This window comes from Stieleria sedimenti (assembly GCF_025060895.1).
GTDB lineage: Bacteria > Planctomycetota > Planctomycetia > Pirellulales > Pirellulaceae > Stieleria > Stieleria sedimenti.
On the sequence record NZ_JANZKV010000275.1, the window covers coordinates 1 to 12685 of the forward strand.

The 12685-nt window shown below is 53.9% G+C and carries 7 protein-coding genes; 4 read left to right on the forward strand and 3 right to left on the reverse strand.

Annotation, left to right across the window (positions count from 1 at the left end; genetic code table 11):
• Positions 1 to 102: 102 nt before the first annotated feature.
• Positions 103 to 2988, reverse strand: a complete 2886-nt coding sequence (locus NZK35_RS29580) for a G8 domain-containing protein (RefSeq protein ID WP_259636139.1) — start codon at positions 2986 to 2988, stop codon at positions 103 to 105.
• A 1107-nt stretch (positions 2989 to 4095) separates the two neighbouring features.
• Here NZK35_RS29580 and NZK35_RS29585 point away from each other — a divergent pair.
• The 4 genes from NZK35_RS29585 (at position 4096) to NZK35_RS29600 (ending at position 8237) form a co-directional block, all read left to right on the forward strand.
• Positions 4096 to 4275 carry a hypothetical protein gene (locus NZK35_RS29585; RefSeq protein ID WP_259636140.1) on the forward strand — a complete coding sequence of 60 codons (180 nt, stop codon included), beginning with the start codon at positions 4096 to 4098 and terminating at the stop codon, positions 4273 to 4275.
• 231 nt (positions 4276 to 4506) lie between these two features.
• Positions 4507 to 5127, forward strand: a complete 621-nt coding sequence (locus NZK35_RS29590) for a hypothetical protein (RefSeq protein WP_259636141.1) — start codon at positions 4507 to 4509, stop codon at positions 5125 to 5127.
• Positions 5128 to 5196: 69 nt separating this feature from the next.
• Complete coding sequence (locus NZK35_RS29595) at positions 5197 to 6042, forward strand: PEP-CTERM sorting domain-containing protein (RefSeq protein ID WP_259636142.1); 846 nt, start codon at positions 5197 to 5199, stop codon at positions 6040 to 6042.
• A gap of 545 nt (positions 6043 to 6587) precedes the next feature.
• Positions 6588 to 8237, forward strand: a complete 1650-nt coding sequence (locus tag NZK35_RS29600; RefSeq protein WP_259636143.1) for an FAD-binding oxidoreductase — start codon at positions 6588 to 6590, stop codon at positions 8235 to 8237.
• Here NZK35_RS29600 and NZK35_RS29605 read toward each other — a convergent pair.
• Together NZK35_RS29605 and NZK35_RS29610 are read right to left on the reverse strand one after the other, a co-directional pair.
• A complete protein-coding gene (locus tag NZK35_RS29605) occupies positions 8224 to 9459 on the reverse strand; it encodes an SDR family oxidoreductase (RefSeq protein WP_259636144.1) in 1236 nt (411 codons plus the stop codon). The two genes, NZK35_RS29600 and NZK35_RS29605, sit on opposite strands and share 14 nt — an antisense overlap.
• A complete protein-coding gene (locus NZK35_RS29610; protein ID WP_259636145.1) occupies positions 9456 to 12227 on the reverse strand; it encodes an AMP-binding protein in 2772 nt (923 codons plus the stop codon). The genes NZK35_RS29605 and NZK35_RS29610 overlap by 4 nt, the downstream gene beginning before the upstream one ends.
• Positions 12228 to 12685 lie beyond the last annotated feature (458 nt).

Sequence of the window (12685 nt, forward strand, 5' to 3'; positions counted from 1 at the left end):
CGCATTACGCGGATCGCACCTCATCACACTTTATCGCTTTCACTTGGTTGGAATTGCCGTTGACGATTGGAGTAGCTGAACTTGAGTCTAACTGACGTTGCCCTAGGCTAATGCCTCCGCTTCCCGCGTAAATACATTCACACCATTGCCTCCATCGGCGACCCAATCGAGAAAATCGTAGACTAACGAGTCATTACCATCTCCGCCCCAAAGTTTGTCTTGACCTTCATCTCCTTGTAACCAGTCATCACCTGATCCTCCTGACAAGATGTCGTCACCTAGGCCGCCAAATAATTGGTCGTGGCCTTCGTTACCAGCGACAACGTCGCTGCCGATGCCTCCATTTGCGTAGTCGTCACCTAGCCCGCCCACAAGAACGTCATCACCGGCTTCGCCGTAAAGTTTGTCGTCACCCGAACCACCATCAATGATCGGGTCTGATCCAAGCCCGCCCCAGAGTTCATCATTCCCGGATTCTCCACGTAATTTGTCGGCCCCTTCCCCTCCTAAGATCTCGTCATTCCCATCTCCGCCATACAGATGATCATCACCCGCCATGCCCTCGATGCGATCGTTTCCCGCTTCGCCGAATAACGCGTCAGCGAACGAACCGCCAACCAGCCAGTCATCACCGTCGCCGCCGAACGCCATAAGTCTGACATCGGACTCATTGACAAAAATATCACTGCCTCCCGCGCCCCAGAAAATGATCAGGGAGAGGCTCTCACGCGGAAGCGTAAATGCTGGGACACCACTGATTTCAAAGGCAACGATGCCATCGGTCTCGATGACGCGGACATCGTCATCGCCGTCACCGCCGTGAAGCGTAAGTCTACCGTCGCTTGCGCGGAATTCCGTCTTTAGAGGCAACTGGCTGGGAACTCCCGGAGGCGCCTGATCCGACAACGCTCCGGGCTCGATCACACCAAAATCGGCATGCCAGACATTTGCGACTTGGTCCGGCATGGTGTTAGCCAATCGGACAACGTGGCTGGGCAGGTACTCGACGTTCTGATACCGAACTCTGCTCGCATCGCTGAGCGTCGGCATAGCGATATTGATGTAATTACGAAGTCTTCCGCCAATGATTGTGGTGCCCTCTATGCCGGATTCAACCGGCACGACAATCCCAGAATTGACGCCTTCAATCTGAGAATTGAATAGTTGAAGATTGTGATTTTCGTAGTTCTGAATTCCAAACCACATCCCCGTCGTTGCACGCGTATCGAATGACGCGTTGCTGCCTTCATTTGCGTTAGACACTTGAGGGTTTCCAACAATCGTCACATCCGAAAATGTGAGATTCGCTTCGTGATACGCTTTAACTCCTTCATGCGAGACGTGCCAGGCAAGGAAGTCAGAAACGTATTGACGCTGATAGTTTGCAATTTGCGATTGTCCCTGGGACCAGGTGAACCAAAGCCCTCCTTTGCTTGATACAGATTCGTTGTGCTGAAATTGATCTAGTTGGCGCAATGCGAATTGGGAGTCCGGGGTTCGGTAGTAGCCGTTGAAGTTGAACCCATAGCTCGCCGCATCATAGACGGTGTTGCCAATGAAGGTTCCCTCACTGGCACGCAGCCAAAATCCAGATCCATCGGCTCCGATTTCAATGAACAACTTGCCCTGCAAATCTAACGTTTGGGCGGCACCGGCACGCCCATCAGTCACCTGATGTCCGCCATCAATTTTCATCACTAAATTGTTGATAAATCGGTTGCCGACCTCGTTGCCGCTCTCCGTGACAATTCCTGCACCATCAACGTCGTAAACGATCGTGTTCCTAATAAGTCCATTATTGGTTTCGTGTACCGTGATCCCCCACTTCATGCCATCATTGACAACTACTCCATCGATCAAAAACGAATTCGACGCATGATGTAAGTGGATGGGGTAGCGAGCGACTTGGTTTTCGCCGATAATGATTAGAGAGCCGTCTTCATTATAGAGTGTGTTGGCAAGTTTGCTCTCGGCTCTGGTGCGGCCAACCGAACGGAATTCTGCGTTGACGATCGAGACTTCTGCATGGGCAGTTGCCATCATATGTCCGCGAACTCCATCCGGATTCTCACTGCGTATCAGAACGTTGCGGGTCAGGTTTGCGACGTGTGCCGTACGGTCAACACCGAAGCTGTTTTCTGTGATTCCGAAGTGATCGTACTGCAGCGCCGAAGCCAATGTGACTTCCGTTCCTGTCGCCGACTCAATTTTTGACGTCTCGGTTTCTTGCAGCACCACTGGTGACTTTCGCACAACGGTCTGTGAGGTTTCCGGTACGACTATCAGGTCGCCCAGATTCCATGAAGACACTTCGGACTCGAGCGAGATCGTGGTGTCTCCCTTACTGATGTCGCCAACAGCACGTGCAAACGGAGTCTTTTCTGCTCCGTGGAGATCTAAGTGGCCAAAGACGATCAATCCATTGCCGTACTGCTCCGGGTCAATGCCGGGCGATGCGACGGTGCCTGTCTTGAAGTGATGACCGCTTGGCCCTGGTGTATCCGTAAAGACGATTTCGGCATGAACGTTTACATCAATCGGACTTTGCTGTGTTCCGACAGTTAACGTTCCACCCGGCATGACCATCAATTCATTCAACCAGAGCGACGTATTGAGATCCGTTTTGAAATCGAGACGCCCGGAGACCTCAATCGCGTCGAGTGCAACTTGACTGTCGACGTCATAATCGACGTCTAATCCTTCCGGAATACGGATGATCGCGTCGGCACCCGGTACCTGACCGGTGCTCCAAACTTCGGGATTGGACCAGTCGCCGTTCTGTACTGCGATGAAGTTCGCATTCGCTGCGAAGCGGGGGATTATATCGTGGTGTGTGACCACTGAAGCTTCTGTGACCATCACGCCATTGTTATGGCCCATCATGGCCAGCAATCGCCGTTGCTCAAGCGCCTCGAACCAAAGCCTTCGCTTGGCTTGAGAGCGATTGTTTGAATGTGCCCGAAGATTTAGAACTGTATAGATATCCATCGTCTGCCTGGATCGATTTCATTTGCGAGTTGAGGAAAGATTGACAAATGAGCGACGTAGGTCCAGCCCCCGAGAAGAAAACTGCGTGGAAGTCGGTTAAGAAAAGTCACTTGATCTCGATCTTCACTGCAATCTGAATCCTACTTCGGTTCCGCGACGAACGCTGCCGGTTTTTGGATAAACGGAGCAGGAAGGCTGCAGATGGAGTCGCGAAAGTACCGGGCTTGTCGAAGGCCGGCTAGCCATTTTCAAAGAGCATTTTCAGCCACCGGTGGACCTGAGTCAGTTGCGGACCAAGTTCGTCACAAGGGACGAAAGCCGGCACCGTATCGACCAAATGGCGGCGGGCTGCGGGCACTTCTTCTTGCGCAGTCAGGCATTAGTTGCGAACTGTCATCATGGGATGCTGCCTTCCGACCCTAGCAGAGCGGGGGCAACGGCCAGATTCAGATGAAGCAAAGCAGGCCTCTGTCTGCCGACCCCCCAATAAATTCGGAAATTTTTGGCTTGGCAACTGGCGTTCCTTGCGACAACGTGTCGCTGGCGTACGCTTTGGCAAGCGGTCACACCGGCAGTTCGTACCCGATACCGTTGGTCAGCGTTTCGGGCTTGGAGCCAAGGCAGTCGCGTATGCGGGTATGAGAAAAACGATTGGAGTGGGGACACTCCCCGAATTGCTTCAAATTCCTATCTCGGGCCGAGTTGCCTCTGCGACGGATGCATTGTTTGGGATCATTGGAGCCGGCATCGGAATCTGGTTGAGCGACGTGATCTGGCCCAGCGATCACCAGTCGGCTCGCCAGGGACACCCCCCAAGTCTTTCGGCGTCCTTCGACGTGGTTCATTCTCGCGTTTCTGTATGGGATCGCGTTGTGCGTTGCCTCTTGGTTCCCGTTTGACTTCGTCACGGATGGTCCAACGCTACGATCCTTGCTGGAAGAGTTTCTCGAAAACCCATTTTCGGACTACCGCGGCTCGAATCTGAGGTCTTTATTCGTCTTTTTTCGTCAGGCCGTGATGTCGGCAGGGTTTGGGGTATTACTCGGAATCGGCGTTTCGCTGACCCCCGGCGCTTTCGCCCGAAAGGCAATTCGCTGCATCATTGTTTTGTTCATTCTGGCTTCAGCCTCGTTCATCGAACTGGGGCAACTGCTCGAAAGCTCCCACAGCGGCGCGGGACTCGGATTGACGATTCGAGTGGTCGCAACACTCCTCGGTTTTATCGCCGCTCAGGCGGTGGTCAGCGGGATGGTTCATCACAACTCAAAAGCAGACATCGAGAATTAGAAACGAACCGTGCCGAATGCGCAAAGGTCGGGATTGACGAAAACGAGATTGTCGAACCGCCGGAACGCAGAATCGCTGTACCGGCGGTCGCGCATGGGTAGGGCGGGAGGCTAATAGAGGGGCTGCCGCCGGACAGACTGCGAAATCGCAGTTGTTTGAGGAGTTACCGAACGATGTTGAATCGACTATCCAGGCAGCGGAAAGTCCAGGTTGAGGCGACCGTTGAGCACCATGCACCTCGCATTCTCGGAGGCGAAGCTGTACCGTCGCGACCGCCTGGTCTCACGTAAGTCGTCTCAATTTGCAACATCCCTCTTCAGGATCGCTGTCCCTGGATTTACGTGTACATCATCGGCATCAACGCGTTCGATCCATGTGCTCGTTTGGCATTTGGCATTTTCCTCGCCCCTTGCCCCCCCAAACCAGCCACTGAATTTTCGTCCAGTTCCTACCGGAATTGTCAGAGAAAGTATTGCAATCCCCCCGCCGACAGCTATTCTACTGGCTATGTTCGCTCGAATCCTCATGACCGTGATGCTGATCTTTGCCGGAGGCCAATTGGTTTCTGCGGGGATGATGATTTCGTGTGATGAACGTTTGGCCATCTCGGCGGAAGGTGTTGCGGAATTGGCGTTTGGTGGTGATCAGGATGTTCCGACATTTGTGCGGTACTGTGATTCGCCGGACCAAGCGTTTGGAATCGTGGGGAATAGCGTCGGAAATGGATCGTCCTCGGCGGTGCTTTCATCGTCGCCCGTATTGCCGCTGCATTTGAGTGGCTCGACGATCCGTTTCGCCAACGCGATGTTGCCACCGTCACCATGTCTTGAAGGTCTGTTTAAACCTGTCTAAGAGCCTCAGAGTCAGTTTAGTGTGTTTTGACTTTGAAAGTTAGATTTTGTGTTTACGGAAACCTTACCCATGAAACGTTTTATTTTTTCTATGGTCGCGTTATTCGCGGTCACCAGCAGTGTTCACGCGGGAGCACTCGGCTCGATCTTCCAGAATGAGGTCGTGAAGCTGCAGGATGTCGATTACGAATATGCATTTGACTCGGGCGATGACAGTTTGGATGCCGGCGATTACCTTTTGGCGATCATCGAGATTGAAAATATTCGTCTGAACTCGGACAACTCGGTCGTCTTCCCGGCTTCTGCTGCGACGACCACGATCACGGGTGTGTCACTCGTCAAAGTGCTGGCTGCGCCGACTCTGAACGGCACGCTGGGTGTTGATGCAGATCGAGCCGATTACGTACTTGGCGGTGTTACCGGTGCTGAGTGGACGACGTACACCGGCTTGACAGGGATCTCGGATGGGACAGCCTTGATTGCTTATGAGGATCCGGTCGGGGTCCACCTCGACACGTCGACCCTGTTGGCTGGTGTCGCTAGCGCTGCTGAGGGAACGATCCTGTTCGAGTTCGCAGTCGATAACTTCTTCACCGCACGAGTCCGAGATGAGGATGGAGGAACTTTCGATCCGACAAACATCAACAATATTGATGGACTGACATCGCGAGGTGATTTCAAAGTGAATGTGAGTTACCTGCCTGGTGTTGTGCTCGTTGAGCACGATGGAGCAGGCTTTGGTGTAACGTCTCAACTGCAGTTGGACGGTGGTCTTGAGTCTGGTGGTGGTGCCGGTGCCTTCGACATTATCACGGACACGGACCTTTACATTTATGCCGTGCCGGAACCGACTAGCTTCGCCATCTTTGGTGCTCTAATGGGTGCTGGTGTTGTCGCTCGTCGACGTCGCAAGTAAGTTGATCAACCTCTGATTCACTAAGACAACTTAGGAAACGGGAGTGCTCGAGAGAGTACTCCCGTTTTTTTGTTTGATTGCCAACTCGATAAAGATCGTTGCCTCGTGAACGCATGATGTTCTTGCCAATTGATTTGTGCAGTGTTAGCGATCTCCAGTCGGCCTGTGTGGTTTTTTCCGGTTGGGGTAGTATTCGCAATCTTGGGGTTGGGCTCGGGGGCTTGGGCTTGAATTCTCTGGATTCCGATGGTGCGGAATGAGCAATTAGGGCGATCTAGCTAGCGTGCGAAGGATCGCAGGATAACAAGCCAAAGGCTGTGGCAAGAACATCCATACTCGGTCACCCCTTGCGACCGCGTGCCTGACATCCGAGTGATCGCGACGAATTGACCGCGGTCTACCCCGCATTTCCACTATTGGTGCGACGAGGACTTAACCTGTTCAAGCCAGGTCACGGTCGTCGAATCGGTGGGCGGTCTTCGTCTGGGCGCGTACAATCGAGGGCCGACAATCGGGCAACTCCTTAGCACGGGACTTTAGGGACTATGACGACGCTATCCACCCACCAGACGTCGGGAACGCTGGACTCTCAGTTGAAGGCAATCGTTGGGGCTGAGCATCTTCTTTCTGCTGCACCGGACTTGGAGATTGTGTCGCGGACGAATGTTCCCGACCGTAATATTCCACAGTTTGCGGTCTACCCGGGCACGGCAGAAGAGGTCGCGGAGATCTTCAAACTGGCCAATGACCACAAGGTTCCCGTTTGGCCGGTCAGTCAGGGAAAGAACTGGGGATATGGGTCCAAGTCGGCTTGCTACCCGGGCGGGATCACCATGATTCTGTCGCGGATGAATCGCATTCACGAGGTCAATGAGGACTTGTGTTATGCGGTGATCGAACCCGGAGTCACCTACGGTCAGCTCAATGACCACCTGAAAGCGAATCACCCCAGCCTGTGGGCTGATTCGTCGGGAAGCACGAAGGATGCCAGCGTGGTCGGCAATGCACTCGATCGCGGTCGCGGAGTGACTCCGTATGCGGATCATTTTGGCGCCCTGTGTGGCATGGAAGTCGTATTGCCCAATGGCGAGTTGCTTCGAACGGGCACGGGGCCGTCCGAAACGTTCCCCGCGTGGAATGTGTACAAATGGGGGACGGGCCCCTACATCGATGGGCTGTTTTCACAATCGAATTTGGGGACGGTCGTCAAGAGCGGCATCTGGTTGATGCCCGCCCCGGAAAAATACGACTTTTTCGTTTTTGAATACACCGCCGATAGCAGCCGGTTCGCCGAATTTCTGGACACCTTCCGAAAACTGATTTTCCAGGGGGCAATTAAATCGTATCCCCATTTGGCCAACGACTTTGCGATGCTGTGCATTGTCGACCAGTATCCCAACGACTTGCTTCATCCGGGACAGCGTCATTTAAGCTCCGATGCGATGGCAGAGTGGAAAAAGCGACTGGGCGTTTCCGATTGGACGTTTGGATGTGGCATGTATGGCTCTAAGCAAGAAGTCAAGCTCCACAAAAAGATCGCAAAGAAAGAACTCGGCAAGTTCGGCGAGGTTGTCTTTGTCGGCGGGTGCGAGAAGGACACGCGGAAAGGACGCTTGATGTTGAAAGCCGCCCGCATGGCGCTGCGGTTGAAGGGAAAAACGGTCAAGCTGCTTGAGGGGCTCCCGTACGCGATCCGATTGTTCCAGGGCATCCCCACCGACTACTTCTGCCGCCAAGTCTACTTCAAGTCACACGCTGAAAAGCCGGCGATGGGCGACGTCGAACCTGCACGCGATGGTTGTGGTTTCGTCTGGATCGGTCCCGTTGTACCGTTCACGTCCGAACACTTGATCGGCTTCCTTGACGAAGTAAGGCCGCTCTACGATCTGTACGAATTTGATTTCTTCGTCGAACTGATCATCGAGAGCCCGCGAAGCGTGATTTGCCTGCTTGGTTTCTTCTATGACAAGCAGGATGAAAAGGAGTCGGAACGCGCCACCCAGCTCTACAATGCATTACGTGAACTATCGCACGAGCGTGGGTATCCTCCCTACCGTGCGAGCAGCGTGAGTTCGCCAAAAGCGCTCGATTGCAATCCGACCTTAAAAAGCACGCTTCACGACATCAAGCGTGCGGTCGACCCGAACAATATTCTGGCCCCCGGACGCTACGGCGTGGACCTCACGTCGAAGTAACCATCTCTTCTGACGCTGGGGCGGTTGCCGATGCGCCGCCCGTTGCATGCTTAACGTGAGATTCGACACTACTGGCGATCTTAGCTTCTTTACGCGTTGGGGCCTGCGAATCTTGGATGTACCTGCGGATGATTCGGTCGACATAGTCGACCGGATCTGGCCGCCGAATCCCGCGGCTTTCCATCCACCGTTGAGTTTCGTTCGATCGAAAGACTTGGTTGCGGCCCAGATAGGCAAGCAGGTGTGGTAGCGCTCGGGCGCTTCCCCGGATGTGCTTCGGTCCCAGGTTTTTGCCAAGCCATGCCGCGGTCAATAAGACCCACTTTGGAAGCCGCAGGCGATCGATGCAATCGATATCAAACTCCCCATAAATCCGCTGCACCGTGTTGCGTAACTTTTCCATTTCCAGATCAGGGGAAGGGCCATTGCAAAGGTGGAATATTTTTCCCACCGACGCAGGCGTGGAAAGCGAATCGACGATGCAATCTGCGACGTAATTTACCGGAACGATGTCCACCATCTGTGTTCCAAACCTGGGAAGGATGCCGCAGGTTCTGCGTCCGCTGAGGAAATCGCAAAGGTGGTAGAACACTTGGTATTGGGACACCTGGCCCGTGCTGGCATCGCCGACGACCATGCTGGGGCGGTGAATGGACATGGGTAACCCATTGTCGATCGCATTGAAGCAGTGCACCTCCGCTTCAGCCTTTGATTGTTCATACGTGTTGTGATACTCGTTCACGCCGCCCAATCGTTGTTCCGGAACGTCGCCTTCGAGTTTTCCTGCGACACCAATGGTGCTGACGAATTCGACTTTCTGAAGTCGATCCGACGCACTAGCGAGTTCAATCACCGACTTGGCAGGGGTGACCGAATGGCGCCTCGCCTCCTCGATCGATTGGCTGAGCTTCACCTTACCGGCACAATGAACGAAGTGCGTGCACGTTGACTTGATTTCTGTCAACGTTGAAGGATCCAGCCCCAAGTCGTGCTTGGTGATGTCCCCGGTCACGGGGCGAACCCGATTGAAGACTTCGACATCGCGGTATCCGAGGCTTTTGAGCAATGATTTCACTCTTTCTTCAGCCTGTTGTCCGCTCGCGCTGTTGCGAACCAGGGCAGTGACGCTCGTCTCCGGCCGTTCGATGAGACGACGGAGCACTTCGGTGCCGACAACTCCGGTCGCGCCGGTTAGGAAGACATTCGTCGCTTCGACGCTCATGCTGAGACCACCGGTTGTTGGAGCGAAGCGGAGCCGTACATCGCGTCGAGTTCATTGATGTAGGATGACTCGATTTGGCTGCGGCGTTTCTTGAGACTGGATGTGATTTCCGATCTGTCAAGTCGGAAGGGTTGCGGCAGGATTCTAAAATCCGCGAGTCGTTCGTGTTGCTCCAGCGAGGATTCGACGTCTGCCAATGAGTCTTTCATCAACAGCCTGGCCGCCTCGCTGTTTAGTGCATCACTTCGGCTGGTGCCTGCTGGGACGAGATCGTCGACGGCGTCGATGAAGTCAGTTGACGGAACAATCAGCCCGACAAGGCACTTTCGCCCCTGTCCGTGGACCGTAATGTCAGAGACATACCGGCTTTGTTTGTAAGTTTGCTCAATTGGTTCCGGCAACAGTTTCCGACCGGTCGAGGTTTTGATTTGGCTGTCCTTGCGGCCGTTGATGACAAGGCAACCGTCGTCATCGAAAAACCCCAGGTCTCCTGTCGCGAAAAAGCCTTCATCATTCAGGACGCTCTCTGATTGTCCCCAATAGTGCTTGATGCTCCCCGGCCCCTTCACCAAGATTTCTCCGTCTGCGGCAATCTTGACTTCGTTCGACGGCAAGGGTTGCCCGACCGTGCCGACTTTCCGACCAGATGGTCGATTGACGGACACCGGCACAATGTTTTCGCTCACGCCATAGGCTTCCAAGATCTCCCAGCCGGCGAACTCTAGCGTCTGAGCTGTCTTGACAGACAGTGGCGCGGATCCGCAGACCAAGTACTTTAGCTTGCCACCGAGAACCCGCTTCGCACGACGTCGGATGATTGTCTGAGCAAGGCGATGCATGGGATTTTGTCGAGGGGATGGTGCGTTGATGGCACGCCGTGCGACAGCCGATGCAATTGATGGCAGGTTATCGAGGCTGGATTCAATCCCATCAGCCAGCTTCTCAAGCAACCTGGGGACCGCTACAAGAACGACCGGCTCAACTTGCTGGACGGTTTCCAGCAACTTCGTGTGGTCTGGCTCAAAATAAATCTGGGCACCCTGACGCATCGACAGAAGGTTCATCATGCGTTGGAACAAATGATTCATGGGCAGCCAACAGACTGTCGCATCGTCCTGGCCTACCAGGGGAAATTCCTGGCTAATTTCCTCCACGGCATCGACAAACTGCTTGTGCGTATAAGACATCCCTTTCGGATCACCGGTTGTGCCGGATGTGAAAATGATTGACGCATCGTCGGAGGGGTTTGGCAATTCAAAGTCTTCGAAACTGAGTTCGGTTTCGACGCTCTTTTTTGAGCCGCTGATCCCGCATCGATCAACTGCGACCAGCTGCAGCTTGCGATCACTGATCAGTTGCAGCGATGGAGAGGAGCCAACGGTAATGACCGCACGCGGTCGCGAAAGATCGATGACCGAAGCGATTGATTGATCGCATCCATTGACGTCGAGTCCGACCACAATAGCACCGGCCAGATGGACCGCGACTTCGGCAACAGTCCAACCAAGTTCCGTCGCCCCGTGCACTGCGACGCAATCACCTTTTTTGATGCCCAGCGATCGGAGTTCACCCGCCAACGCTATGCAGCGTTGGCCGAATTGGCTCCAAGTCAGTGACGCCCACTCGCCGGTCTCGGAACGGTATCCGAACGAAGGCGTATCTGGATTCGTGCGAATCCGATCAAGCATGAGTTCGACGGTCGTTTTCCAAGCGCGAGGTGACCGACTCTTGCACGGTTCGGAAGGTTTTCCGGTGACATCCTCCCACGTCATCACTTGCGGCTCTTGATTGCGGGAAAGCTGCTCGGCGTATTCCGCACCTTGGCTTTCCCGTGTGATCGCCAGATCATCCTCTTTCATATTGAGCCAAGAAAGTGACTTGGCGACGTTGCGACCGAGGAGTACTTTTTGCCGAATCATCGCGTTGACCAACGGCCCTGCGAATCGCCAATAGGTTCGATTCGCTTTTCCCTCACGAATCAACTTCGAAAACTCCGGTGCGTACGGATTGAAACCGAGATGTTTTAAATCCGAATACATGAGCAACCAGTTGATGGGGCAATTGCTATGGATCGGGTTTGCGCTTTTTTTGTTTTTGATTAGCCCGAGTTCCACGACCAAATCCATTGCCTCTTCTTGGCTGTAATCCCAGGCGTGAAAGGGCGCGATATAACGTGGGATCTCAGTTCCCTCAGGGAAGTCATGTGGATTCCAAAATAGCTTCAGCTCATGGTCGGAAAACTGGCCCGATTGGACGAGCTCGGGTGGCGTCCAGTCGTGATTGCAAAGCAACTCACGAGAAAACTCGTACTCCATTCGATCCGGTTCGGGCTGCCCCGGCGCATAGCCGGCGGCGACGAGTGGAATTCCCTTTTCGATCGCAAATCGCAGCGAATATCCTTCGAATAGTGGGGCGCAGACGTAACAGACTGTCCTGACCGCGCCACGGGATTCCTGATGGGATAGCAGGAAGCGGAACATTTTCTTGTAAAACTCGACCGGAGGCCTGTAGGTAACATGTGGCACATCGAGCAAGTCCACGGTTCTGCGGATGTTGGTCCAGGCGACGTCCGGAATGTTGATATCCGTCGTGAAGGCCAGGACGTTCAAGCCATAGTCATGTTTCAATTTGTGCAGCAACAGGCAGCTGTCTTTGCCACCACTTAGGTTGACCAAAACGTCGTATTCGGCCTTTCCTCGACAGTCTTGGAGTGTTTTTTCAAGGTCCGCTTTGTATCGTTCACGCCGTACTTCGGCTGACTCAGCCAATGCTTGGGCGTTTTCAATCGAACAGAGGCTGCATACCGATTGCGTATTCAAATTCGCGCCCGGTACTGCGGCCGGGAGTAGGCAGTTTTGACACTTTCCTTGGCAAGACATGGTAAATCCCCAAGCGAGTTTTCTCGCTGTGGCAATAATGTGGTTGAGATCAAACTTCACGCATTAAAAACTACGATTCGTTATGACGATTCGCTCGGATGCTCCCAAAGTTTTGCATTCTTGGGACGGCACTCAGGAAAACGAAACGGGTGTAGCGATTCGAGGGATTAGCCGGGTCTTTTCTAGGTTGACACTGATCAGCGTGAGTAGCACTTGATGGCGGTGGTGCCTGAGCAAATGGATGAATGTGGAATCGTTCGGCAAGAGAAACGGGCGGAATAATGCGGCCACGAAACGTGCAGGAGGACGGTGGCAAAACGGTCAGCGCGGGGAGGCAGAATGATTCT